The organism is Halostagnicola kamekurae (genome assembly GCF_900116205.1).
GTDB lineage: Archaea > Halobacteriota > Halobacteria > Halobacteriales > Natrialbaceae > Halostagnicola > Halostagnicola kamekurae.
The window spans coordinates 1,279,798-1,303,945 of record NZ_FOZS01000001.1 but is presented as its reverse complement, the minus strand read 5'-3'; the positions used below and the strand labels follow the sequence as shown (position 1 = coordinate 1,303,945).

Sequence of the window (24,148 nt, the reverse complement as noted above, 5' to 3'; positions counted from 1 at the left end):
GAACTGCCTACCGAAAATCGGCTTCGAATGTGTGTTAGATTCAGCATGTAGTCGGAGTCCGAACTCGAGCATCGATCGATCAGAGTCGAGCACGCGAACATCGATGGAGTCCATTCGATCATAACTGATCGTGAACTATCTGGAGCGGTCGGCCGACGCCGAAACGGCGACGCGATCGGTCGTCCCGGCGAGTTCGTCGAGCGGCGGAATATCGGTTCCGGGAACCGAAACGACCCGCGAAGCGACTGCAACGCCGGTTCGTAACGCTTCCCGGTCCGTCGCTCCACCATCCAGCGCAGCCAGAACGCCCGCCAGCAGCGAATCGCCGGCACCGACCGTGTCGACGACCTCGGTCTCGAGCGCTCCCGCGTGGATGCGCTCTTCCGGGGTCGACATGATCGCGCCGTCTGCACCCAGAGACGCGATAACCCGGTCGTACCCCATTCGACGAAGCGTCTCGACCGCGTCGTAACAGTCCTCGAGCGAGTTCACCGGGCGGCCGGTCGCCGTCGCGAGTTCCTCGCGATTGGGTTTACACAGCGCGTACGATGCCTCGAGCGCTTCGAGTATTGATCCGCCGACGTCGACGACGGTCTCCCAGTCGCTAGCGCGGGCGATTCGATCGATCGCGTCGGGGCCGAGACCCGGCGGCAGACTGCCGCCGACGACCACGGTGTCGGGTGCGTTTCGCTCGATCGTCTCGAGGAGTTCGTCGATTGCGTCCGCCGAAACCCGCGGTCCGTCGTGGTTTATCTTGAACTCCGCGTCGTCGGTCAGGATCGTCGTATTGAGCCTGGTTCGACCGTCGATTTCGACGAAATCGCCCTCTATTTCCCCCGCAGACAACCGATCGCGAACGAACCGACCGAGGAAGTCGCCGACGACGCCCGTCGCGACCGTCTCGGTCTCGAGTTCGGCGAGATATTTCGAGACGTTGATCCCCTTTCCGCCGGGATCGACGCGAGCGGCGTTCGCCCGTGCGACCCGGTCGGCCTCGGGGAAGTCGTCGACGGTCAGCGTGTGATCGACCGCCGGGTTGAGCGTCACCGTCAGAATCACTGCTCGACCTCCTCGATTACCTCTACGTCGGCGGCGTCGAACGGTTCGTGCTGTTCGTCGGTCAGCTTCGCGTCGGTGATAAACACGTCGATATCCTCGACCTCGGCGAATTTCACGAAACTCTGTTTGCCGAGTTTCGACCCGTCCGAGACGAGGACGACCCGTCCCGCGTTCTCGATCATGAGCGACTTGAGCCGGGCTTCGTCCTCGTTTGGCGTCATCAATCCCTCGGGTGGTTTGATCGCGTTCGTCCCCAGGAACAACACGTCGAAATTCGTGCGTTCCATGAACCGCTCCGCGCTCGGCCCGGTGAGCGCTCGCGTCTCGTGGCGAAGCGATCCGCCGGTGAGTTTCACGTCCTTGGCCTGTTCGCCGAGCTCGAGGGCGAGAACGGGCGAGTTGGTGACCGCGAGGAACGACCTGTTCTCGGGGGCGTTCTTGGCCACCTGCATCGTCGTCGAGCCAGCGTCGAAGAACACGACCTGATTCTCGGTGATTTCCTCGGCGGCTCGCTCGCCGATTCGCATCTTCCCGTCGAGGTTCTGGACTTCCTTTTGCCCGTAGGTCTGTTCGTTCCCGACGGTCGTTACCGGCACCGCACCGCCGTGTGAGCGCTCGATTAACTTCCGGTCTTCTAAGTCGCTTAAGTCACGGCGAATCGTCGCCTTCGAACAGTCCATCTCCGCGGCGAGATCGCCGACTGAACATTCGCCCTCTTCGGACACCAACTCGACGATCTCGCGTTTTCTGACTGCGGGGAGCATAGCTGTCTGTCTGCTCCCAACTACTGCGGATGCGTTCATATTTCTATCTGATTGTGTTCGTTTCTGCTCGAGTGCTTTTGGCGGGCGATACGAGAGTTGTGAGTGCCGTTCGCGCGATAGATCGCTCGAGCGGCCATCACTCGGCAAGCGCCTCGTCGGCCGTTGCCTCTTCGAAGACGACCGCCTCGAGCGCGTCGAGAATCTGTTCGGGATTTTCGCGTTGCCAGACGTTGCGACCGACCGCCAGGCCGCTCGCGCCCGCGTTCATCGCCGTCTCGACCAGCGAGAGGAACTCGTAGTCGTCGGTCTTGGAGCCGCCGCTCAACACGACGTTGACGTCGCCGGCCGCCGCCACCGCGTCGGCCATCGCCCGGCCGCTGCGCGGGTACTTCACCTTCGCGATGTCAGCGCCGAGCTCGAGTGCGATTCGAGTCGCGTACGAGATGACCGACGGTTTGCGGTGTTCTTTGAGCGCCTGTCCGCGCGGGTACGACCACATGGCGACCGGTACGTCGTGTTCGCGAGCCTGCTCCTGAACGTCCCGGAACTCCTCGAACATCTCCGGTTCGCGGTTGGTCCCCGGATACACGGTGTAGCCAACCGCGTCGGCACCGAGCTCGAGCGCGTAGTCCACCGAGCACGTCTGGGGCGAGTACGGTTCGCCCATCCAGAGACCGCTCGTCCCGTTGAGCTTCGCGAGCAAATTCACGTCGTCCTCGTAGGACGGGTAGTACGTCTCCGCCAACCCCTTCTGTACGGCGAACCCGGTTACGGCGTCGTGGGTCGCGAGTTCGAAGACCGATCGGGGATCAAGCCGTTCCGGAACCTCGTCGAACGCGGTCGGCCCGTGCTCAAGTCCGTGGTCGTGGGCGAGAATGATCGATTTGCCGTTCCGTACGAGCGGTGAGTCGGTAAGCTGTCGCATTCAATCATAAATGAGTAGACATAGTGGCTAAGTAGTACCGTTTGTGATTGTTTTCTATTGTTATATATGCAATTAATAGTGTGACAAACAATAGCTCTCGAACGCGGGAGTCACACTCGCGACTCGTTGTCGACTCGAAGTTCCCTTCGGGTCCTTCACCACCGACCGAAAGAATGTGAAAACGGGACTCCAGGCGTTCGTCGCTACTCGAGCGAAACCGAATCGGCGCGGCTCAGTCGTCGATTGGCGCCGCGGCCGAAAGCTCCTCGTCGATGTCGGCTTCGGCCATCTTCTCCACGAGTGCGTCGATCACGTCCTCGCGTTTGCCCTTGACGAACTTGATCGAACCGACGACGAGGTGACCGCCGCCGGAGACGCCCGCACCCGGCACTTCCTCCTCGAGTTCCGAGACCATCACGGGAATGTCGAGGCGGACGCCGTCGCTGCGCAGGACGGCGAAGTCCGGGCCGTAACCGACCGTGATGACGGGGTCGCCCGTCTCCTCTATCTTCCGGTCGTGAATCTCGCCCGTCGTCTTCCCGGGGGCTGGGTAGGTAAACCGGTGGGCGTAGTTCTCGACATCGATCCGGTAGAGGTGCGCGCCGTTCGCGAGGTCCTCGTGCTCGAGGTGGGACATCGCGGCCTCGAGTTGCTCGTCGACTTCGGTGCGAGCGCGGTCGGAGAAGAACTCGACGAGTTCGCGGTGACGGGCCTCGTCGTCGCAGTCGATCTGGAGGAGATCGGTGATCAACTGGTCGCCCGAGTTGTAGCGAAGCCAGAACGCGGCGTAGTCGAGCGCCTCGCTCAGGTCCTGCAATCGCTGCTCGTCGTAGCCTTCCTCGTCTGCGAGCGCGAGGTAGTCGTCCATCGCGTCGGCTTTCGACCGATCCGAGAGGCCGGCGACGGCCGGGATGTGTCGCAGTTCGTCGGTCAGTTCGGGGAAGATCATCCGCGCGAGTTCCACACAGAGCATGCCCGTCGTGATCCGGTAATCCTCGTCGTGGAGGTACGGATTGACGTGAGCGTCGAGCAGTCCTTCGACCGCGTCGGGATCCGGATGGTGGTGATCGATAGCGACGATCGGAATGTCGTAGTGGGCGAGCGTCTCGTAGGCCGGAACGTCCTCGGCCGTCGAGCCGTTGTCGAGCATCAACAGGAGCGGCAACTGTTGGCCGTGTTTCTCCCGATCCTCGAGCGCGAAGTTCAGGTCTCGCGTCGCGTCTTCCATCTCGTAGAACGGCGCTTTCGCCGGCAGGCGCTTGATGAGGTGCTGGGATGCGTCGTCGTCCTCGTGAACCTCGGCGATGAAGCGCTCGAGTGCGATCTGGACGGGAACGGCGGCACACATCCCGTCGCCGTCGGCGTGGTGGCGAACGCGGATCGGACGGCCCTCGAGAACCGTTCGGCGAAGCCGCGTGGCGACTTCTTCGAGGTTCGGGCGAAGTTTCTCGAACGCGGGCCAGTCGATGAGCGGTTCGACGTCGTGTGGCTGGGCGCGCTCCTCGAGGGCGGCCTCGAGTCGCTCTCGCGCTTCGGCTTCGATCTCGCCGTCGAGTTTCGTGAGCCCATCGACTTCGATCTGGACGGTCCCCTCGTGGCGCTCCGGACTGCCGGTGACGCGAACGACGTCGCCGACCTCGATCGACGGATAGGCGCGGACGCCAGCTTCCTCGAACGCGGCACAGGGGACGACGCCGTACTCGTCGCTCACGTGGAAAATCGTCGGGCCGCCGGTCTGTTTGACCTGCACGACCTCGCCCTCGAGGTGGATCTGGTCGCCGACGTTCGCCTCGAGTCGGTTGGTGCCGGTGAGCGCGTAATCGTGTTCGACCGTCTCGAGCGTGTAGCTCTCGGTGTCGGACGGTTCGAACGCGAGGTCGCCGTTGTCGCGTACGCTCTCGAGTTCGACGACGAGTTCGTCGCCGACCCCGTAGGTGCCGTCGAGGACGGACTCGTGGACGAGTCCCGAGACGGAGTCGGAGACGTCGACGAACACGCCGTACTCGACGATACCGTTGATTTCGGCGAGATACGAGCGTCCCTCTTCGAGATCATCAGCGGTGCAATCGGCAGCAAGATCATATACGACGGAATCTCCGTCGTCGTCGCCGGGGCCCCCGGCAGACTCACGTGTCATCTTGCCCCGGTATTTGAGATGGGCGCGTATAACCCTTGTCAAGACGCGAGACGAACCGCAGTCCGGTCGAACGGCGACTTGATGCGGACTCGAGTTCGACTCGAAATCATCCCGATCGAACGACCGGGGGCGGATGCAAGCCGGTAGTCACCGTCGCTGTGCGTCGACGGTGGCGACGGCCGCGAGGTTGACGATGTCGGTGACTTCGTCGTCGCGCTGGAGGACGTGAACCGGTTTGTCCATGCCGACGAGCATCGGGCCGATCGCCTCCGCACCGCCGAGTCGCTGGAGCAGCTTGTAACAAATGTTACCCGCCTCCAGGTTCGGGAAGACGAGCACGTTAGCCGGCTCCTCTAGGTCGGAGAACTCGTAGGTGTCTGTCAGCATGTCTTCGACGACCGCGGTGTCGGCCTGCATCTCGCCGTCGACGGGGAAGTCGACCGCCGGATCCTCCGAGAGCAGTTCGGCGGCGCGACGCGGTTTGCGCGTCCCGTCGTTGTCTACGCTCCCGAAGTCCGAGTACGAGAGCAACGCCGCGCGGGGTTCGACGTTGAACCGCCGAGCGAGCGCCGCCGTGTGTTTCGTTACCTCGGCCAGCACCGCCTCGTCCGGGTTCTGGTTGACCGTCGCGTCGGCGACGAAGATCACGCGGTTCTTGAACGCCAGCAGGTAGACGCCGGCCGCATAGTCGGCGTCCTCGGCGGTGCCGATGACCTGCAGCGGCGGGCGAAGCGCCGACGGGTAGTGGTGGGTCAGTCCCGTCAACATCGCGTCGGCGTCGCCGCTCTCGACCATCGCGGAGGCGAAGTAGTTGCTCTCTCGAATCATCTCCTCGGCCTCGGTGCGGGTGACGCCCTTTCGCTTTCGGTCGTCGTACAGCGTTTCGACGTAGCGATCGTACGATCCAGTGGTCGGATCGGCCACGTCGGGATCGAACTCGAGACCGAGTTCCTCGACGATCGATCCGATCTCGTCCTCGTCGCCGATCAACACGGGATCGGCGATCCCGCGGTCTGCGATCTGGAAGGCCGCTCGAACGATCTTCTCGTGGTCGCCCTCAGCGAGGGCGAGCCGCTGTGGCTCGTTCTGGGCCTTGTTGAGCACGATCCGCATCATCTCGCGGGACTTTCCGAGTCGCGCCTCGAGTCGCTCGACGTACGCCTCGAGATCGATGTCGGTTCGAGCAGCGCCGGTTTCCATCGCGGCCCCGGCGACGGCGGGTGCGACCTCGAAGAGTACCCGCGGATCGAGCGGTTTCGGGATGATGTACTCGGGACCGAACTGGAGCGGCTGGTCGCCGTAGGCCTTGCGGACGGCGTCGGGAACGTCGCGTCTCGCCAGGTCGGCGAGCGCCTCGGCTGCGGCGACTTTCATCGCTTCGTTGACCTGCCTCGCTCGCACGTCGAGCGCGCCCCGGAAGATGAACGGGAAGCCGAGGACGTTGTTGACCTGATTCGGGTAGTCCGACCGGCCCGTGGCCATGATGACGGTGTCGTCTCGGGCGGCCTTCGCTCGCTCGTAGCCGATTTCGGGGTCGGGGTTGGCCATCGCGAAGAGGATCGGATCGTCGGCCATCGAGCGGACCATCTCCTGTGAGACGATCCCGCCCGCCGAGAGGCCGACGAAGACGTCGGCGTCGACCATCGCGTCGGCCAGTTCCTCGCCCGAGCGATCGGACGCGAACTCGCGGTTGTACGGATTTAGATCGCCCGCTTCCGCCCGTTCGGTCGTGAGTATCCCGTCGATATCGCACATCGTGATATTCGCGCGGTCGATCCCGAGCGAGACGAAGAACCGGGCGGTCGCCACCGCCGCCGCGCCCGCGCCCGCGAAGGTGACCTCGAGATCGGAGAGATCCTTCTCGACGAGTTCGACGGCGTTCAACAGCGCGGCCCCGCTGATGATCGCGGTCCCGTGCTGGTCGTCGTGAAACACCGGCACGTCCATCCGCTCGCGAAGCCGCTCCTCGATGCGAAAACACTCCGGCGCGGCGATGTCCTCGAGATTGACGCCGCCGAAGGTCGGCTCCATGGCCGCGACCGCATCGACGAACGCGTCCGGGTCCTCGAGGTCGAGTTCGACGTCGAACACGTCGATATCGGCGAAGCGCTTGAAGAGCACGCCCTTTCCCTCCATGACCGGTTTCGACGCCTGCGCGCCGATGTCGCCCAGGCCGAGCACGGCGGAGCCGTTCGAGACCACGCCGACGAGGTTCTCCTTTGCGGTGTACCGATAGGCGTCGTCGGCGTTCGTCGCTATTTCGCGACACGGCCCCGCAACGCCCGGCGAGTACGCCAGCGAGAGATCGCGCTGGGTGTTCGTCGGTTTCGTCGTTCGAATTTCGATCTTTCCGGGCGGGTCGTCGCTGTGATAGTCGAGGGCGTCCTCTTCGAGTCCCATGGATAGCCGTTTGTCAGGGCGAATTTAAAGTATTGATCTACAATGGATGTAGAATGTGTATATTCGACACGGTTTCCGAAACAAGCTACGCAATCGGCTGTCCGTTTGCAGCCGTTCGGTCGTGTGAGCGTGTCGAGCCGCTTGAGAGGGCACACACAGCCATTCGGCGAGGAAGCGAAGCGGTTCGCCGGGAAACGGACCCCTTCGTGCTCCATTCGGAACGTTTAGCAACCGCAAGGCCGGATAGGCGTGTATGGGGCTGTTCGACGCGCTGTTTCGCTCGAGCGAGGTCCTCGGAATCGCCGAGGAAACGCTCGAGTTCGCACTCGAGTCCTCGGCGGAGACCCATCCCAACGAGTACATGGGCTTTCTCCGCGGGACCGAGGCGAGCGCGCTCGGACTCGAGCGAGACGGGCTCGTCATCACCGACGTGCTCGTCGTTCCGGGGACCGAGACCAACAGCGTCAGCGCGACCGTTCGAACGAACATGATTCCGAACGACGTCAAGGCGCTCGGGAGTATCCACTCCCACCCGAACGGCGTCGTTCGACCGAGCGACGCCGACCTCGAGACGTTCGGCCGCGGCAGCGTCCACGTCATCATCGGCGCGCCGTATCAGCGCTCGGACTGGCGGGCGTTCGATTCGCAGGGAAAACCGACGCAGTTGAACGTCCTCGAGGTCGAGCTACCCGACGCCGAGGAGTTCTTCGATTTCACACAGGCCGACATCGACGAGGATCTGCAATGGGAGTGATTCGCACCGACGCGCCGACGGCGGACGTATCGAAGCCGAACCGACGCCTCGAGCGATCGAACCGTCCCCGAACGAGACCGGGAGGCGAACGATGACGCGGAGCGACGCGGACGAGGGTGTCAGATCCGCTCCCCAGACGGTGGTCGCGCAAGGGACCTTCGACATCCTTCACCCCGGACACGTCCACTATCTGGAGCAAGCGGCGGCGATGGGCGAGCGACTCGTCGTCATCGTCGCCAGAAAGAGCAACGTCGACCACAAGGAACGGCCGATCTGCAGCGCTCGCCAGCGTCGCGACGTCGTCGACGCACTCGAGGTGGTCGACGAGGCGATCCTCGGCCACGAAGAAGACATCTTCGTCCCGATCGAGGAACTCGAACCGGACGTAATCGCGCTCGGTCACGACCAGCACCACGACGACGAGGCGATCGAAGCCGAACTCGCGCGACGGGGCATTACCTGCGAAGTCGAACGGGCCGATCCCCGAGAGCCGGCCCACGACGACGAACTCCTCTCGACGCGGCTGATCGTCGACCGGATCCTCAAGCGTCGCGGCTGATCGTCGACCGGGTTCGTACGGAAGCGCGAATCCGCGAGCGGACGCCGTTTCTTGCACCGGCCGCCGTCCGACCGTCAGTTGCGAGACACGACCGGCGGCGGGAGCCGGAGCGAGTCGATCGAGTGACCGGTTTCCACGAAGTGTTCGATCGCCTCCCTCGAGGCCTCCGCTTCGGTGTAGTCCATGGCGTCGCTGACGTGCCACTCGCACTGGAGACAGTATTTAGACATGACGTGTACTGGAGACTCCGTTCTAGAGGCTCGAAAACCCGCTGCCAGAATTCGAAAGTCCAACCGGTCGAGGCCTATCGGCGACTCGTCGCCGGGGCGTCCGATCACCAGTCGTCCTCGTCGAGCCACTGGTCCGGCGTCGGCACGAACTCGTCGGAACCGTCGTCATCGTCGGTGCCATCCGTTCCGCGATAGGTGTAGACGCGGCCGTCTCTCTCCTCGGCGACTCGCGCCTCGAGATACGACTGGGCGGCGCGCCTCGAGAGCGCGCCCATCTCGATGGCGTCCGCGAGGACGGTCTTCGTGGCGCGAAACCAGACCGGAAGCGTCCGACCGTCGTCGGCAGACGGCACCTCGACGATGGCTCCCCGGCCCTGCTGGCGGCCGTCCCCCCACTCGAGCCAGCAGACGCGGTAGGATCTGACCTCGAAGTCCGTCGAGACCAGATAGAGCGCCTCGTACGCGCAGGGATCGAGATAACCCGTGAGGACGCGCTCGAGCGCGACCGAGTCGGCGAGCACCGCCGAATCGACGGTGCCCGATCCCAGCGGCGCGTCGGCGTCGATCCGAGCTGCCACCTCGAGGTCGGCCGCGCCCCAGTGACTGTAACGGAGGTCGTAGAGGTGGTCGGGCCGTCGGTAGGCGACGAGCGCTCTATGTCCCATTCGCCTCGGGAAGCGCGTGTGGATACTCCGAATCGATGCGAACAATCGGTCGTTCGTGGGGCTCCATCACCGGGCTTGGTGCCGCCACCCTACTTGAACGTCAGGACGAGGTTAGCCGCGCAGCGATCCGCTCGGCTTCGTCCGCGATTCCGCCTCGGTTCGGTGCCGAGATGCGTTCTCGACTCGCGTCTTGAGCGCGCGGTTCATCGCCCGAAATCCGCGTTCGATTCCGTCCCGATCCAGCAGTACCGGGACGAGCGCGCCCCGAAACGTCTCGCGCTGGAGCAGCCGCGTCCGTCGCCCGTCGTCGAGGGCCTCGAGCCTGAACTCGTGGTAGCCGTCGAATACGAAGGGAACGCCCAGCTCTCCGCGCCACGCGAGCCGTCGGTTCGTCTCGACGGCGACGACCTCGGGCGTGAACGTCATCGCGCGCCCGCCGGGCGGCCGAACGGTAACCACCAGGCGTTCGCCTTCGACCGGGAGCCCCACTACCGAGCGGACGAACGGATTCCAGGCGGGATAGCTATCGAACGCGAGGAGGGTCTCCCAGACGGCCGCTCGAGGCGCGTCGATCTCCTCGAAAGCCTCGACAGTTATCATGGTGCTCTCTACCACTCGAGAGGCAATGCGCCTGTCGCCCCGGCAGACGCCGCCCCGAGTTCTTTCTCACTCGAAGTCGACGACACCGTATGACAGCTATCGCGATCACGGGCGCGTCGGGACGCGTCGGCCGGGAAGCGATCCGAGCGTTTCCCGACGACGCGCTGACGCTGTTTTCCCACAGCGAGAGCGACGACCTCGAGACGACGACGCTCGAGATCGAAGACCGGGCGGCGTTCGCGGCGGGGCTGGCCGACGAGGACGTGTTGATTCACCTCGCCGCGAACGCCGATCCGCGGGCCGAGTGGGACGAGGTTTCGGGACCGAACGTCGAGGGCGTCTACAACGCCTTCGAGGCGGCCGCGGAGAACGGGCTCGAGCGCGTCGTCTTCGCGAGTTCGAACCACGCCGTCAACATGGGAAACACCGTCTCGCCGATCCGCCCGGAGTCGACCGTCGGGAATCCGACCGCAATCCGACCGGACGACCCGCCGGCCCCCGACACCTACTACGGCGTGACGAAAGTGCTCGGCGAAGCGATGGGCGAGTACTACGCCGACCGGACTGGGATAGAGGTCGTCAGCCTCCGAATCGGCTGGCTCCTCAGCCGCGAGGAGTTGCGCGCCGAGTGTGCCGACCGCGACGGCGCGGGCGAGCGCTACGCGCGTGCGATGTGGCTCAGTCCCGAGGACTGTCGGCGCGTCCTCCGGCGTGCGGCGACGTGTACGCTCGAGGCGTCGCCGGTGGTCGCACACGGCATCTCGCGGAACGCGGATCGATTCCTCTCGCTGACAGAAACGATGCTCGCGCTCGGTTACCGTCCGCGAGACGACTCGAGCGACGTGCTAGACGATGAACCCGACGATCGGGCCGGTCTCGAAACCGGCTAGGCGAGCGATCGCCCCTCGTCTTCGAAAAGGGGATTACTGTGGGTCCGCAAGCGACACGTATGGCTACCGACGTGTCCGAATCGACGGGCTACGGACCGAACTTCGAGATGTCGACGCTCGGCTACATCGTCGCCGTGTTGATCGCGATTTTGTTGTTGCCGTTGTTGCCCGTGGTCGTCGTCGGGTACGTCCTCTACCGGGTGTTGTCTACGGACGACGACGAACGATCGCGGCGCGGCTGGAAACGGAATTTCGGCGGCGCGGGCGATAGCTCCTGAAGCGAGGCTCTGGCCGATTTCGACAGTTTTCCGTCGTTTACCTCGAGTGGGGTCGCGTTCTGTCCCGCTCGCGGAGACTCTGCGGCAGTCGGTGGTGGGGACACCAACAGCTAACAGGACAGAACCACGTAGATACGATCGTTCATGACTGACGTAATCGTCGTCGGCGGCGGCCCCGCCGGACTGAGCGCAGCGATGTTCACACAGAAAAACGGCCTCGAGACGACCGTGTTCGACACCGACGGGACGTGGATGCACAAGGCCCACCTGTTCAACTACCTCGGGCTCGGCTCGGAGGACGGGACGGCGTTCATGGCGACGGCCCGCCGTCAGGTCGAAAGCTACGGCGTCGACCTCCGGCAGGGCGAGGAAGTGACCGACGTCTCCGAGACCGACGACGGGTTCGCGGTCGAGACCGAAGACGACTCGTTCGAGTCGGACTACGTCGTCCTCGCGACGGGAGCCAACCGCGAGCTCGCCGATTCGCTCGGCGTGGCGTTCGACGGCGACGTGGTCGACGTCGATATCACGATGGAGACGAGCGTCGAAGACGCCTACGCGACAGGAGCGATGGGACGCGCCGAGGAGTGGCAGGCGGTTATCTCCGCGGGCGACGGCGCGGCGGCAGCCCTGAATATTCTTACGAAGGAGAAGGGCGAACACTACCACGACTTCGACGTGCCCGCCGACGCCGACGCCGCGTTCGGTGGCATGGTCGACGACGAGTAGGATAGCTGGCGACGAGTAGAACGGCTGACGACGGTAGGTTTCGGGCGGCTACTTGATCCTGAACGGATTGTCGTCGCCCGTCCCGTCGGACTCTTCTTCATCGCGTTCCGCGTCGTCCTCGTAGGGTTTTCGCGCCGTGAGCGTGATCGTCGCCTCGGGATCGTTCGAGTCCTCCCACGGGCTGTCGTAGGCCGACAGTTCGACGTCGGTGACGTCCCAGCCCTCCTCGCGGAGCAGCGCGACCAACCGGGCCTGATCCTCGAGCATGTCCTCGTTCATGGCGAGTCCTACAGTTCGTTCCGGGGTATGTCTTGTGTCGAACTCGATCCGCTAGTTCGTCGCGTCCGGCTCGACGCCCTCGACGGCGTCGCCGTTCTCGTCGTGACCGATCGTGACGGCTTCCTCGACGAGCGAGCGATGCGCCCGCCGGAGCCGCTCGGAGAGCGCCTGATGGGAGATGTCGAGTTCGTCGGAGAGCGACTCCATGTCTGTATCCCGCGGGATCTCGTAGTAACCGCCCTCGAGCGCCGAGACGAGCGTTTCGTACTGAGCGTCGGTCAGGCCGTAGCGCCCCTCTCGGCCCTCCTCGAGTTGGTGGATCTTCTGGATGTCGAGCGAGAATCCCTGCTCGCGCGCGAAGTCGTATGTGTTCGCCAGCGACTCCCGTTCGGGAAAGAGCACGCGAAACTGCCACCACTGACCCTCGCTTGCCGCCTGTAGGACCGTCGCCTTCTCCTCGGTCAGGATGTGGACGATCACGGTCACGTCGTCGATCCAGTTGAGCCGGTAGAGCCGTTCCTCGTCGAGATCGGTGAGGAGGTCGGCCTCGTCGACGCTCGGATCGTCTTCGAGGAGGGCATCGATATTCGCCATCGACGATTCGTCCCCGGAGATCCAGAGGTAGGGCATGACGCTATCGGGACCGTGGGCGACGACGCGTTCGATCTCGACGGAGATGTCGTCGACCGACTCGAGGGTTTCCCGAAGCGCGAACTCGTCGGTCGGAATCGTTAGTTCCGCAATCGTACTCATACGCTGAACTACGCGGACCATACTCAAGAAAGACTCCCCTAGGTGCGATCGCTACCGCCCGTCTGACGTAACTGGTTTAGGTTACGATACCCGCTATTTCCCGGCGTCTTTAAGCGGATCCGTCTGCAACGTGTGAACATGCTCACCGACGAGTTCGGACGCGACGTGACGGGGGTTCGCGTCTCGCTCACCGATCGGTGTAACTTCGACTGCGTCTACTGTCACAACGAGGGACTCGGCGACACCCGCGGACCGATGGACCCGCAGGACGACGAGATGGGGACCGACGACGTGGTCCGCTTTCTCGAGGTCGCCGCGGAGTTCGACGTAGACGCGGTGAAGTTCACCGGCGGCGAACCGATGCTCCGGCAGGACTTAGAGGAGATCATCGCTCGAACGCCCGATTCGATGGAAGTCTCGCTGACGACGAACGGAACTTTCCTTCCCGGTCGCGCGCCCGACCTCGTCGAGGCGGGCCTCGAGCGGGTCAACGTCTCGCAGGACGCCCTCGACCCAGAGGACTTCGCGGCGGTCACCAAAAGCGGCGCCTACGAACGAGTGCTCGAGGGCGTCGACGCGGCGCTCGAAGCCGGACTTGACCCCGTCAAGCTCAACATGGTCGTCTTCGAGCACACGGCGGGCTACGTGCCAGGAATGGTCGACCACGTCGCCGAAAACGAGGGCCTCCAGCTCCAGCTCATCGAGTACATGCCGGAGTTGACCGGCAATCCGGAGTGGGCGATCGATATCGAACGAGTCCACGACTGGCTCGCAGAACGGGCCGACGAGATCGAACACCGGGAGATGCACGACCGAAAGCGCTACTGGATCGCCGCCGATGACGCGGGTGCCGAAACCGATGACGCGGGCGACGAAACGTCGAACGAGTCGGAAACCGGCCGCGGCATGGTCGAGATCGTCGACCCCGTCGAAAACCCGACGTTCTGTGCGAACTGCCACCGAGTACGGGTCACTCACGACGGCTATCTCAAGGGCTGTCTCAACCGCAACGACGACCTCAAACCGATGGGAGAGATGTCCAAACCCGAGATCCGCGACGCGTTTCGCGACGTCGTCGAACAGCGGGTCCCCTACTACGGCGAGTACATGGTCCGGAACGACGACGGCCACTGGGTGGTAAACGAGAGCTACCTCGAGGACGGTCCCGACACCTCGGCGGCCGAGAACTAACGACGACGGGAGCTAGAACTCTCCGTCCACTCGCCGCCATCGCGACTCGAGCCCAGCGCGACCACGAGAGCGGCCCCCGCAAGGACGAACAACACGACCGCCGCGATCGGCTGGCCGCCGGCCGCGAAGACGTAGACGCCGTAGCCGAGCGTCGCCGCGACGAGACCGATCAAGAGACTCGAGAGGACGTGGACGCCCTCGAGGCGCGCCGTCTCGGCCTCTCTGCCGAGCTGTTCGCCGAGGTCCGTCGCGTCGTGGCCGAGGTCCCACGCGAGGACCGTTCCGATCGTCGCGAGGACGGTCAACTCGACCGATTCTCCCTGTAATCCACCGGCGACGACGCCGGCGAAGATTGCCAGCGAGCCGACGTCGATAGCGTCTCGGTTGCCCCATGCGAGTCCGAGCGCGAGCACCGCCAGGCCGACGACGCCGATTCCGAAGCCGTATATCGACCCCATCGTCGCGGCCAGTACGGCGACGATCGCACCGCCGATAGCGACCGCCCGCGAAACCGCCGTGGGCCGTCGGGTGACGTCGCTCATCTGATATCACCCGCGTCGACGCGAGCGAAGGCGTCGTCGATCGACTCTCCGGCCGCCCAGTCGACGACTGGAACCCCGGCGCGTTGCAGGTCGAACTGCCGGATGCGTCTCGCGACGCCCGCCAGTTGCTGGGCGGTCGTTCGATCCGTCGTTGGATCCGGCGAAACGACCGTCACCGGGTAGCCGCGTGCCTCCAGTTTCTGGGCGATCTCGAGGCTCCCCGCGTCACACAGTGGCGAGAAAAAGAGGATCTGCGTTTCCGCGGAGAATCGCCGACGGAGCGTTCGAAGCTGACCGAACCACTGTGTCCCGCGTTTGGGCGCTACGGCGGAAAACTGCGAGTGGGTCGCGAGCAGCCGTTCGAACTCGACGCGGTGGTGTCGCCCCGCCGCCGGAGCGAGCCAGCAGGGCTCCTGTTTCGAGGAGGCCCCCTCCTCGGCCGTCGATCGTCCGGGGCCTATCGCGGCGAGTCCGACGGTGTCGCCGTTCTCGAGGAGCGTCGCCGCGGTTCGTCCCGCAGCGGCGACCGATCGATCGACGGCGTGTCGGTCGTCCGGTGACGGCGCGAGATAGGCGTCGATCCTGGTGTCGAGCAGGAGAACGACTCGTGCCGCCCGCTCCTCGTGGAACTCCAGGGTCGCGAGTTCGCCCGTTCGGGCGTGGCGGTTCCAGTCGATCCGGTTGAGCGGATCGTTGCGCCGGTACTCCCGAACCGAGTGGAACGCGGTTCCGGTGCCACCGTCGGTCGTCTGGAGGCGACCCGCGAACGACGCCGCCGTCGCCCGAAGCGGGACGGGCGCAGCGATCGGACGCAAGACGGGTGCGGAGACGATCGACGTTTCCTCGCCGACGTAGACCTGCCGCTCGTTCGCTCGCGACGGGTCGCGCGTGAGCACGAGCGCGGGATCGAACTCGTGAGTGCCGCGACGAGCGGTGACGGTGTACTCGAGCGCGACCGACTCGTTCGGTCGCAACGCGGTTCCGATCCGGGCCGTGCCGTCGGTGACGGTCAGCCCCGGCGGCACGCCGTCGACGAGTCTGAGATCGGGGAGCAACCGATCGGTCTCGTTGGTGACCGTCAGGCTCACGTCCACTTCGTCGCCGGGTTCGGGTGACTCGTTCGACACCGTTCGGTCGAGAGCGATCCGCGGGACCGGGGGGTCGAACGCGCGAGCGAAGCCAGCGTATCCGACGCCGACGACGCCCGCGAGAACGACCGCCGGGGACTCGGCGAGAGTGCCGATACCGACCGCGAGAAGCGCGACGGCCCCGACGCCGGTCCAGTACCCGGTCGAACGCTCGCGAGCGTGTTCGGTTCCGCGAACGCGTTTGCTCGTCGTCCGCGGATCCCGGTCAGTTTGCGTGGTATCGGTTTCCTCGTACTTCGGTAGCGAATTTGGGTCGGAACCGGTCGATCCGTCGCCGTACCCGATACGTGCGATGCTCGCACCGGTCCGTCGAATCCCGTTCCGAAACGTCGTCTCGCGATTGAGCGCGGCCGAGAGGCGTCGCCGGACCGAACTCGAGGGCGGGTCGACCGATTCGGAGAGGAACGCCGCCGCCCGCCGGTCGTCGGTCCACTCGCCCGTCTCGAGTCGATCCTGCGCCTCCTCGACGGGCCGCCCTTCGAAGCGCGTGAGCACGGCGACGACGGCGGTCCGAAGCCCGTCGACGAACCGTCGACTGTGGGCGGTGTAGATCCCTTGGGTCTCTCGAAGTTGCCCGATCGCGTCCGCGAGCGACGACCCGGGGGCGGGTACGCGATAGGTGCGTTCGGGATCCGGCGTCCCGGTCTGTTCTCTGTTACCCCGACGTCTCGAGAGCGTCGTAACGGCCCCGAGCAACAGGCCGCAGGCGACCGTGACGAGAGTCCCGTGTCCGACCCCGAGGCCGATAGCCCCGGTCAGCACGGCGACGCCGCCGAGAAAACTGAGAAGGCCCAGAGCGAGCCATCCGGTGCGCACGCTCATCAGGTACCACCTCCGGTCTGCCCGTCAGTGCCTCCATCCACGTGGTCGGTGCTCCCATCTCCATCGTCGGCGTACTCGGTTTCGATCTCGCGGAGGACGGCGACGGCACGCGCTTCCATTTCGGCCGTCGTCTCGACGCCGCCGTAGCGGACGGCTTCGAACAGCCGAGTCAGGTCTTTGACGTGCTCGCGGGCGAGACCGGCGTCGATCGCCGCGTCGGCGAACTCGCCCGGCGTGCTGGTCTCCGGGCGATCGACCTCGAGAAGCTCGGTCATCTCCTCCCAGGCCCGGTACACCTCGTTGTCGACGTCGTCGTCGGCCGCCTCGATCCGCGTCGCAGCGCGACCGGCCGCTTCGCCGACGGCCGCGCGTTCGATATCGTCCTCGAGGCCGGACTCCTCGCTCGCAGCGAGTTCGTCGCCGTCGGACCGCCGGTTGGTGAGCACGAGCGCGCCGGCGAAGATCGCGGTGATGACCGCCAGCACACCCACCAGCGGTCCGATCGAAATCGGAGTGCGCTCTCTCTCTCCCTGACCTGGATTTCCTCCGCCCTGGCCCGGTTGTGACCCGGCGCTGCGGTTCGGCGGCTCGAGGTTCGGGTCCCCGCCGAGCTCCATGAACAGCCACACCAAAAGGACGAGAACGCCAACGACCGCGATCACTGCTGCGACCATCCCGAGGAGCTCCCGCCGATGAAAGAGCAAGTACCAAGCGATGGCAATCGCGACGACGATGAGGAGCGCATACACGAGGTACTCGAAGAACTCCGGGACGCTTTCTCCACCTCCCGATTGGAATCCCGATTGCCCACCTACACCGGAACCGCCATCTTCACCCCCGCCGGATCCACCGGTGCCGCCCGTTTCCAGCGGTGATCGGATCGTGGCAGCAACCAGTCCGATCGAGACGATAGCGGCGAGGGCGGCACCGATTCGGAGGGCGAGGTCGTTTCGGGACACCTGTTGGTCCGCGTTTTTCACGGATCACAATAAGTTCAATCGGTTCACAATTGCTCGTAGCCGCGTTGATGGGTTCAGCGACGAGACGGGTCGAATTGGCCGATCCACGAGGCGGTCGCGAAATTCCTTTCGTTGCCCTTAAGTACTCGACGGGGGTAGCTTTCGATGCGATACGTGTAGGGGACCGATCCCCGAGTCCAGACGGGCGACGATAACAGACACGGTGTCGTGGTAGCCAAGCGGCCCAAGGCGCATGGTTGCTAACCATGTGGCGTCAAGCCTCCGGGGTTCAAATCCCCGCCACGACGTCGGATTCACAGTACTGGCGCGCTTGCGTCAGCCTTCCGTGCGCGCACGAAAGACAGAGATACACGACATATGAGCGAGGAAGAACCACAAGAACAAGAAGAGGATGAAGACCTTCAGTACTTCGTCCGCATCGGTCAGACCGACCTCGACGGGACGAAATCCGTCGAACGGTCGCTGTCCGAACTGAACGGCGTCGGTCGTCGGACCGCGCGTATCATCGCGGAGGAAGCTGAAGTCGACCGCACCGCAACCTTCGGTCGACTGGACGAAGACGTCATCGACGAGGTCGTCGAGGTCGTCGAGAACTACGCCGACGAAGTCCCTGACTGGCTCGCGAACCGCCAGAACGACTTCTACACCGGCGAAACCACTCACGAGATCGGTAACGACCTCCAGTTGACCCGACAGCAAGACATCAACCGGATGAAGATGATCGACTCCTACAAGGGCGTCCGCCACAAGCGCGGCCAGAAGGTTCGCGGACAGCGAACCAAGTCCACCGGTCGTACCGAGGGGACGATCGGCGTCAACGTCGAGGAGATCCGGGAAGAACAGGCGGAGGAAGCCGCCGCCGAGGAGGATGACGAATAATGCCACTCGGAACGGACACCAAAAACTACGAGACGCCGAACCATCCCTACCAGGGCGAGCGCATCGCAAGCGAGCACTCGCTGCTCGATCGCTACGGCCTGACGAACAAAGAAGAGCTCTGGCGTGCACAGTCCCAGCTTCGCTCCTACCGGCGCGAGGCCCGTGACCTGCTCGCACAGTCACAGGACGAGGCGGCAGTCGCCCGACGAACCGAGGAGTTCCTCGGCCGACTCGCCCGCGTCGGCTACCTCGACGAGGCCGACGAACTCGGCGACGTCCTCTCCTTAGAGATCGAGGACGTTCTCGAGCGTCGTCTTCAAACCATCGTCTACCGGAACGGACTGGCGAACACGCCACAGCAGGCCCGTCAGTTCATCAGTCACGGCCACGTCGTCGTCGGCGACCGTCGACACACGATACCGTCGTACGTCGTCGACGTCGACGAGGAAGACGACGTCGAATTCGACGAGAACAGTCCACTCGCGGACGAACTCCACCCAGAACGAGCGGAGGAACAATAAATGGCAGACGACGATAAATGGGGCGTTGCCCACGTACACGCATCGTTCAACAACACCATCATGACCGTGACAGACCTCACGGGCGCGGAGACGATCGCGAAGTCCTCCGGCGGGACCGCGGTCAAGCAAAACCGCGACGAAGCGTCTCCCTACGCCGCCATGCAGATGGCAGAAGGGGTAGCCGAAGAGGTCAAAGCAGCCGGCATCACAGGTCTTCACGTCCGCGTGCGCGGCCCCGGTGGCAACTTGCAGAAGTCACCCGGTCCCGGCGCCCAGGCGACGATTCGCGCGCTCGCCCGCTCCGGCATCGAGATCGGTCGCATCGAGGACGTCACGCCGATCCCACACGACGGATCGCGTGCCCCGAAAGGAAAGGGCGGATACTAGACCATGACCGCAGAGTACGACGTCGAGTTCGTCGAAACCGGGGATCGAAAGGCTCGATTCCTCGTCCGCGGGGTCACCCCCGCGTTCGCGAACGGCCTCCGTCGAGCGATGGTCGCCGACGTGCCGACGATGGCCATCGACGAGGTCCGCTTTATCGAGAACTCGTCGGTGATGTTCGACGAACAGCTCGCGCTTCGACTCGGGCTCGTCCCGCTTACGACTCCGCCCGAAGGCGAGTTCGTCGACGGCGACACCGTCACGCTCTCGATCGACGTCGAGGGACCGCGAACGGCGTACTCGGGCGATCTCGTCTCGAGTGACAGCCTCGTCCAGCCGGCCGAGGACAACGTTCCGATCATCGACCTCAAAGACGACCAGCGTCTCGAGGCCGAGGCCGACGCCGTCGTCGAGCGCGGGAAAGACCACGCCAAACATCAGGGCGGCGTGGCCGTCGGCTACCGCCATCTCCAGCGCGTCACCGTCGACGGCGACCTCCCCGAGTTCGAGGACGAACAGTCCCGGATCGTTCGCGGCGTCATCGAGGACGACGGCGAACTGATCCCGACCAGCGAGTTCGACGACGACCTGTCGAACCGGTATCCCGGCAAGGAAGTGACCGTCGAAGACGTGCCGAACGCCTTCGTCTTCCACGTCGAGACCGACGGATCGTTCACCGTCGCCGAACTCGTCACGCGAGCCGTCGACACGCTCGAGGCCCGCGCGACGGAACTCGAAGAAGCAGTACAGCTATAATCAACGGATGACACTACCCCAACCCCCCGCAACCCAGATGATGGCCGCCGCCGCCGGCTACGAGAGCGGCGCGCCGACAGTCACGCGAACCGAAAGGGGTTTGAAGGGGCGAGGGGTAGACGGAAGTGCGGGCAGGGATAGCCAAGTCAGGCCAACGGCGCAGCGTTCAGGGCGCTGTCTCGTAGGAGTCCGCAGGTTCAAATCCTGCTCCCTGCATCACTTCTCCGCGACTCTCACGTCGAGAGTCGCACCTTTGCAGCATTTGGAGGACACCAATGAGTAGTAAAACCAATCCGAGGCTCAACGATCTTATCGCCGAGCTGAAGTCCGCCTCGCGAAGCGCGGACGCAGACGTCTGGCGTGATATCGCGGACCGTCTCGAGAAACCCCGTCGGAGTCACGCGGAAGTGAACCTGGGGCGCATCGAGCGGTACGCGCGAGAAGAAGAGACCGTCGTCGTTCCCGGCAAGGTGCTGGGTTCGGGCGCACTCCAGAAGAACGTCACCGTCGCCGCCGTCGACTTCTCGTCGTCGGCAGAGACGAAAATCGACCAGGTCGGCGAGCCAGTACCGCTCGAGCAAGTGCTCGAAGAGAACCCAGAAGGAAGCGACGTCCGGGTGATCGCATGAGCTACGCAGAGTTCGATGCGGACGTCGTCGTCGACGCTCGAGACTGCATCCTCGGTCGCGTGGCCAGCCAGGTCGCACAGCGCGCACTGGACGGCGAGACGGTCGCCGTGGTCAACGCCGAAGATGCGGTCATCACCGGCGACAGAGACGACGTTATCGACACCTACCGGACGCGAACGCAGCTCAGTTCCGATCAGGGGCCGGCATACCCACGCCGTCCCGACATGATTTTCAAGCGGTCCATCCGCGGGATGTTGCCGCACAAGAAACCACGCGGCCGCGAGGCGTTCGAAGGCGTCCGCGTCTACGTCGGCAACCCCTACGAGAACGACGACGACCGCGAGGCCGAGATCCTCGAGGACACGTCGCTCGATCGGCTCTCGAACATCCGTTTCGTTCACCTTCACGAAGTCGCAGAACAGTTAGGTGCTAACGTCACATGGTAACGAACACAAGTGGTAAGAAGAAGACCGCGGTCGCTCGGGCGACCGTTCAAGACGGCGAAGGTCGCGTCAGAATCAACTCCCAGCCGGTCGAGCTGGTCGAGCCGGAGATGTCCCGGCTCAAGATGCTCGAACCGTTCCGCATCGCCGGCGACGACCTCCGGGACGGAGTCGATATCGACGTTCGCGTCGAGGGTGGCGGCATCAGCGGGCAGGCAGACGCCGTCCGAACCGCCATCGCTCGCGGGATCGTCCAGCACGCAAACGACGCCGAACTCCGAGACGCCTACATGGAGTTCGATCGGTCGTTGCTCGTCAACGACGTTCGCCAGTCCGAACCCAAAAAGTGGGGCGGCCCGGGCGCTCGGGCGCGCTACCAGAAGTCCTACCGCTAAGGTGATTCAGATATGATGGTACCGGTCCGGTGTTTCACGTGTGGTAACGTCGTCGCCGAACACTGGGAAGAATTCGACGAACGAGCGAACGAGGGAGACGAGGATCCGGAAGCAGTGCTCGACGAACTCGGTGTCGAGCGCTACTGCTGTCGGCGCATGCTCGTCTCACACCGCGACCTCGTCGACGTCGTCTCACCATACCAGTAATGCAACAGCAACACCACAACCGATACGAGAAGGCACGAATTCTCGGCGCTCGAGCACTGCAGGTGTCGTATGGAGCGCCCGTTCTGATCGACACCGACCAGACCGAGCCGATTCTCGTCGCCGCCGAAGAGTACGACGCCGACGCACTGCCGTTTACGGTCAAACGAGGGAAGCAATGACGCTCATCACCGACGTTCGCCTCCGACGGATCCTCGACTCGCGGGGGAACCCGACCGTCGAGGCCGACGTGCTGACCGAAAGCGGCGGGTTCGGTCGCGCCGCAGCTCCATCGGGGGCAAGTACGGGCGAGTACGAAGCGATCGAGCGCCCGGCCAGCGAGGCGATCGCTGCGGCGCGCGAACACGCCGTGCCGCGACTCGTCGGTGAGGTCTACGCGGGGAACCAGCGCGAAGTCGACGGCGCGCTCCGCGCGGCCGACGGAACGGACGACTTCTCGAAGATCGGTGCGAACAGCGCCGTCGCCATCTCGATGGCCGCGGCGAAAGCGGGGGCCGACGTGCTCGGCGCGCCGCTGTTCCAGCATCTCGGCGGGACCTTTCGGGGCCGGGACTTCCCGACGCCGCTCGGGAACGTCGTCGGCGGCGGCGAACACGCCGCCGACGCGACCGACATCCAGGAGTTCCTCTCCGCACCCGTCGGCGCGCCGAGCGTCGCCGACGCCGTCTTCGCGAACGCGGCCGTCCACGCGAAGGTATCGGACCTGCTGGCGGAACGCGGCGTCGCCTGCGGCAAGGGCGACGAGGGCGCGTGGGCACCGTCGATCGACGACGACGAGGCGTTCGAACTCGTCGACGAGGCCGTCTCTGCCGTCTCCGAGGAAGTCGGCTTCGAGATCGGTTTCGGACTCGACGTCGCCGCCGCGGAGATGTACGACGACGAAGCCGGCGTCTACGAGTACAGCGATACGACCTGTACGACCGACGAGCAGATCGAGTACATCGCGACGCTCGTCGACGAATACGATCTCGTCTACGTCGAGGATCCGCTCGACGAGAACGACTACGGGGCGTTCGCCGAGCTGACCGACAGGGTCGGAGACAAGACGCTCGTCTGCGGTGACGATCTGTTCGTCACCAACACCGAGCGACTCGCCACCGGCATCGACCGCGGCGCGGCAAACAGCATCCTGATCAAGCCGAACCAGATCGGGACGCTCACCGACGCCTTCGACGCGATCGAACTCGCGACCGAGCACGGCTACGATTCGGTCGTTTCCCACCGGTCGGGCGAGACCGAAGACGCGACGATTGCACACCTCGCCGTCGCGACCGACGCCCCGTTCATCAAGACGGGTGCCGTCGGCGGCGAGCGAACCGCAAAGTTAAACGAGCTTATCAGAATCGCAGACGACGCGACATGACTGACAACGACGCACAACAGGAAGGGCTCGACGCCGCCGAGGAGGAGATCGACGAGGAGCCGGCCGAAGGGGCCGGTCCCGCCGCCGATCCCGCCGACGACGTCGAGCCAGCAGACGAACAGTCCGCCGACGCCGACGAACCGGCCGAGGCCGAACCAGACGAGGACGCGGGACCGACCCTCGACGACGACGTGATGTCCGACGAGGAAGCGGACCTGCTCATCCCCGTCGAGGACTACCTCGGTGCCGGTGTCCATATCGGTACCCAGCAAAAGACCGCGGACATGGAGCGGTTCATCCACCGCGTCCGGACCGACGGCCTGTACGTCCTCGACGTCTCGAAGACCGACGGCCGCATTCGGACGGCCGCGGACTTCCTCTCGAACTACGACGCCGAGCAGATCCTGGTCACCTCGAGTCGCCAGTACGGTCGGTTCCCGGCGGAGAAGTTCGCCGAGGCCGTCGGCGCTCGAGCGCGAACGGGCCGATTCATCCCGGGGACGCTCACCAACCCGAAGTACGACGGCTACATCGAACCCGACGTCGTCGTCGTCACGGACCCGATCGGTGACGCCCAGGCCGTCAAAGAGGCCATCACCGTCGGGATTCCCGTCATCGCGATGTGTGACTCGAACAACCAGACCAGTAACGTCGACCTCGTCGTTCCGACGAACAACAAGGGTCGAAAGGCCCTCTCAGTCGTCTACTGGCTGCTCGCGAACGAAGTCCTCGACAAGCGCGGCGCCGAGCCGTCGTACTCACTCGAGGACTTCGAGAGTATGGTCTGATTCGACGCGAATTTTCTCGTTTCGGTTCCGATCCGGAGAGCGCCGCCAGCGGTCGCAACT

30 protein-coding genes and 2 tRNA genes are annotated in these 24,148 nt (G+C 64.5%); 19 read left to right on the top strand and 13 right to left on the bottom strand.

Going from position 1 to position 24,148, the window contains the following annotated elements:
- Positions 1-135: 135 nt before the first annotated feature.
- The 5 genes from pfkB to BM348_RS06695 all read right to left on the bottom strand — a co-directional run bounded on the left by pfkB (position 136) and on the right by BM348_RS06695 (position 7,285).
- Positions 136-1,059 (bottom strand): 1-phosphofructokinase, encoded by a 924-nt coding sequence (gene pfkB / locus BM348_RS06715; RefSeq protein ID WP_092903141.1) that lies wholly within the window; start codon positions 1,057-1,059, stop codon positions 136-138.
- Complete coding sequence (gene glpR / locus BM348_RS06710; RefSeq protein WP_092903139.1) at positions 1,056-1,823, bottom strand: HTH-type transcriptional regulator GlpR; 768 nt, start codon at positions 1,821-1,823, stop codon at positions 1,056-1,058. Before glpR ends, pfkB begins: the two co-directional genes overlap by 4 nt.
- A 136-nt stretch (positions 1,824-1,959) precedes the next feature.
- Positions 1,960-2,748: a class I fructose-bisphosphate aldolase gene (locus BM348_RS06705; protein ID WP_092903137.1), complete on the bottom strand. Its 789-nt coding sequence runs from the start codon at positions 2,746-2,748 to the stop codon at positions 1,960-1,962.
- Between the two features lie 232 nt (positions 2,749-2,980).
- Positions 2,981-4,885 carry a DHH family phosphoesterase gene (locus BM348_RS06700; RefSeq protein WP_092903135.1) on the bottom strand — a complete coding sequence of 635 codons (1,905 nt, stop codon included), beginning with the start codon at positions 4,883-4,885 and terminating at the stop codon, positions 2,981-2,983.
- Between the two features lie 147 nt (positions 4,886-5,032).
- On the bottom strand, positions 5,033-7,285 hold the full coding sequence (locus tag BM348_RS06695) for an NADP-dependent malic enzyme (RefSeq protein WP_092903133.1): 2,253 nt from the start codon (positions 7,283-7,285) through the stop codon (positions 5,033-5,035).
- Positions 7,286-7,538: 253 nt separating this feature from the next.
- On the opposite strand from BM348_RS06695, the gene BM348_RS06690 reads away from it, so the two are divergent.
- Together BM348_RS06690 and BM348_RS06685 are read left to right on the top strand one after the other, a co-directional pair.
- Positions 7,539-8,039, top strand: a complete 501-nt coding sequence (locus tag BM348_RS06690; RefSeq protein ID WP_092903131.1) for a Mov34/MPN/PAD-1 family protein — start codon at positions 7,539-7,541, stop codon at positions 8,037-8,039.
- 91 nt (positions 8,040-8,130) lie between these two features.
- Positions 8,131-8,598 (top strand): adenylyltransferase/cytidyltransferase family protein, encoded by a 468-nt coding sequence (locus BM348_RS06685; protein WP_092903129.1) that lies wholly within the window; start codon positions 8,131-8,133, stop codon positions 8,596-8,598.
- Between the two features lie 74 nt (positions 8,599-8,672).
- Here the strand turns inward: BM348_RS06685 and BM348_RS21200 are convergent, their stop codons facing one another.
- The 3 genes from BM348_RS21200 to BM348_RS06675 all read right to left on the bottom strand — a co-directional run bounded on the left by BM348_RS21200 (position 8,673) and on the right by BM348_RS06675 (position 10,093).
- Entirely contained in the window at positions 8,673-8,828 is a 156-nt protein-coding gene (locus BM348_RS21200; protein ID WP_175507120.1) for a hypothetical protein, read from the bottom strand.
- Positions 8,829-8,932: 104 nt separating this feature from the next.
- A complete protein-coding gene (locus BM348_RS06680; RefSeq protein WP_092903127.1) occupies positions 8,933-9,493 on the bottom strand; it encodes a DUF6735 family protein in 561 nt (186 codons plus the stop codon).
- 111 nt (positions 9,494-9,604) lie between these two features.
- Positions 9,605-10,093, bottom strand: coding sequence for an SRPBCC domain-containing protein (locus tag BM348_RS06675; protein WP_092903125.1), 489 nt, complete (start codon positions 10,091-10,093; stop codon positions 9,605-9,607).
- 89 nt (positions 10,094-10,182) lie between these two features.
- Here BM348_RS06675 and BM348_RS06670 point away from each other — a divergent pair, with 89 nt between their 5' ends.
- From BM348_RS06670 to BM348_RS06660, 3 genes are all read left to right on the top strand, one after another.
- On the top strand, positions 10,183-10,983 hold the full coding sequence (locus tag BM348_RS06670) for an NAD-dependent epimerase/dehydratase family protein (RefSeq protein ID WP_092903123.1): 801 nt from the start codon (positions 10,183-10,185) through the stop codon (positions 10,981-10,983).
- A gap of 59 nt (positions 10,984-11,042) precedes the next feature.
- Entirely contained in the window at positions 11,043-11,261 is a 219-nt protein-coding gene (locus BM348_RS06665; RefSeq protein ID WP_092903121.1) for a DUF7535 family protein, read from the top strand.
- A 144-nt stretch (positions 11,262-11,405) separates the two neighbouring features.
- Positions 11,406-11,990 (top strand): NAD(P)/FAD-dependent oxidoreductase, encoded by a 585-nt coding sequence (locus BM348_RS06660; protein WP_092903119.1) that lies wholly within the window; start codon positions 11,406-11,408, stop codon positions 11,988-11,990.
- 48 nt (positions 11,991-12,038) lie between these two features.
- On the opposite strand, the gene BM348_RS06655 is transcribed toward BM348_RS06660, so the two are convergent.
- Both BM348_RS06655 and BM348_RS06650 read right to left on the bottom strand, forming a co-directional pair.
- Positions 12,039-12,269: a hypothetical protein gene (locus BM348_RS06655; RefSeq protein WP_092903117.1), complete on the bottom strand. Its 231-nt coding sequence runs from the start codon at positions 12,267-12,269 to the stop codon at positions 12,039-12,041.
- 51 nt (positions 12,270-12,320) lie between these two features.
- Positions 12,321-13,022, bottom strand: coding sequence for a helix-turn-helix domain-containing protein (locus BM348_RS06650; protein WP_092903115.1), 702 nt, complete (start codon positions 13,020-13,022; stop codon positions 12,321-12,323).
- Between the two features lie 138 nt (positions 13,023-13,160).
- On the opposite strand from BM348_RS06650, the gene moaA reads away from it, so the two are divergent.
- Positions 13,161-14,213 (top strand): GTP 3',8-cyclase MoaA, encoded by a 1,053-nt coding sequence (gene moaA, locus BM348_RS06645; protein WP_092903113.1) that lies wholly within the window; start codon positions 13,161-13,163, stop codon positions 14,211-14,213.
- Here moaA and BM348_RS06640 read toward each other — a convergent pair.
- The 3 genes from BM348_RS06640 to BM348_RS06630 are packed head-to-tail and all read right to left on the bottom strand — an operon-like array spanning position 14,210 to position 17,705.
- Entirely contained in the window at positions 14,210-14,755 is a 546-nt protein-coding gene (locus BM348_RS06640) for a DUF7519 family protein (RefSeq protein WP_092903111.1), read from the bottom strand. The genes moaA and BM348_RS06640 overlap by 4 nt on opposite strands.
- On the bottom strand, positions 14,752-16,725 hold the full coding sequence (locus BM348_RS06635; RefSeq protein WP_092903109.1) for a DUF58 domain-containing protein: 1,974 nt from the start codon (positions 16,723-16,725) through the stop codon (positions 14,752-14,754). Before BM348_RS06635 ends, BM348_RS06640 begins: the two co-directional genes overlap by 4 nt.
- On the bottom strand, positions 16,725-17,705 hold the full coding sequence (locus BM348_RS06630; protein ID WP_245779408.1) for a DUF4129 domain-containing protein: 981 nt from the start codon (positions 17,703-17,705) through the stop codon (positions 16,725-16,727). Before BM348_RS06630 ends, BM348_RS06635 begins: the two co-directional genes overlap by 1 nt.
- A 204-nt stretch (positions 17,706-17,909) precedes the next feature.
- Between BM348_RS06630 and BM348_RS06625 the strand changes: the two genes are divergently transcribed.
- The 13 genes from BM348_RS06625 (at position 17,910) to rpsB (ending at position 24,088) form a co-directional block, all read left to right on the top strand.
- A tRNA-Ser gene (locus BM348_RS06625) sits at positions 17,910-17,992 on the top strand.
- Between the two features lie 70 nt (positions 17,993-18,062).
- Entirely contained in the window at positions 18,063-18,584 is a 522-nt protein-coding gene (locus BM348_RS06620; protein WP_092903107.1) for a 30S ribosomal protein S13, read from the top strand.
- Entirely contained in the window at positions 18,584-19,105 is a 522-nt protein-coding gene (locus tag BM348_RS06615; protein ID WP_092903105.1) for a 30S ribosomal protein S4, read from the top strand. The genes BM348_RS06620 and BM348_RS06615 overlap by 1 nt, the downstream gene beginning before the upstream one ends.
- Positions 19,106-19,492 (top strand): 30S ribosomal protein S11, encoded by a 387-nt coding sequence (locus tag BM348_RS06610; protein WP_092903102.1) that lies wholly within the window; start codon positions 19,106-19,108, stop codon positions 19,490-19,492.
- 3 nt (positions 19,493-19,495) lie between these two features.
- Entirely contained in the window at positions 19,496-20,245 is a 750-nt protein-coding gene (locus BM348_RS06605) for a DNA-directed RNA polymerase subunit D (RefSeq protein ID WP_092903100.1), read from the top strand.
- A 131-nt stretch (positions 20,246-20,376) separates the two neighbouring features.
- Positions 20,377-20,461, top strand: a tRNA-Leu gene (locus tag BM348_RS06600).
- Positions 20,462-20,520: 59 nt separating this feature from the next.
- A complete protein-coding gene (locus BM348_RS06595) occupies positions 20,521-20,874 on the top strand; it encodes a 50S ribosomal protein L18e (protein ID WP_050050695.1) in 354 nt (117 codons plus the stop codon).
- Entirely contained in the window at positions 20,871-21,320 is a 450-nt protein-coding gene (locus tag BM348_RS06590; protein WP_092903098.1) for a 50S ribosomal protein L13, read from the top strand. Before BM348_RS06595 ends, BM348_RS06590 begins: the two co-directional genes overlap by 4 nt.
- Positions 21,314-21,712 carry a 30S ribosomal protein S9 gene (locus tag BM348_RS06585; RefSeq protein WP_092903096.1) on the top strand — a complete coding sequence of 133 codons (399 nt, stop codon included), beginning with the start codon at positions 21,314-21,316 and terminating at the stop codon, positions 21,710-21,712. The genes BM348_RS06590 and BM348_RS06585 overlap by 7 nt, the downstream gene beginning before the upstream one ends.
- A 12-nt stretch (positions 21,713-21,724) precedes the next feature.
- Positions 21,725-21,919, top strand: a complete 195-nt coding sequence (locus BM348_RS06580) for a DNA-directed RNA polymerase subunit N (RefSeq protein WP_049952956.1) — start codon at positions 21,725-21,727, stop codon at positions 21,917-21,919.
- The gene (locus tag BM348_RS06575; protein ID WP_050050698.1) at positions 21,919-22,098 is read left to right on the top strand and encodes a DNA-directed RNA polymerase subunit K; all 180 of its coding nucleotides are present in this window, start codon (positions 21,919-21,921) and stop codon (positions 22,096-22,098) included. The genes BM348_RS06580 and BM348_RS06575 overlap by 1 nt, the downstream gene beginning before the upstream one ends.
- A complete protein-coding gene (eno, locus tag BM348_RS06570) occupies positions 22,095-23,300 on the top strand; it encodes a phosphopyruvate hydratase (RefSeq protein WP_092903094.1) in 1,206 nt (401 codons plus the stop codon). The genes BM348_RS06575 and eno overlap by 4 nt, the downstream gene beginning before the upstream one ends.
- On the top strand, positions 23,297-24,088 hold the full coding sequence (rpsB, locus tag BM348_RS06565) for a 30S ribosomal protein S2 (RefSeq protein ID WP_092903092.1): 792 nt from the start codon (positions 23,297-23,299) through the stop codon (positions 24,086-24,088). Before eno ends, rpsB begins: the two co-directional genes overlap by 4 nt.
- Positions 24,089-24,148 lie beyond the last annotated feature (60 nt).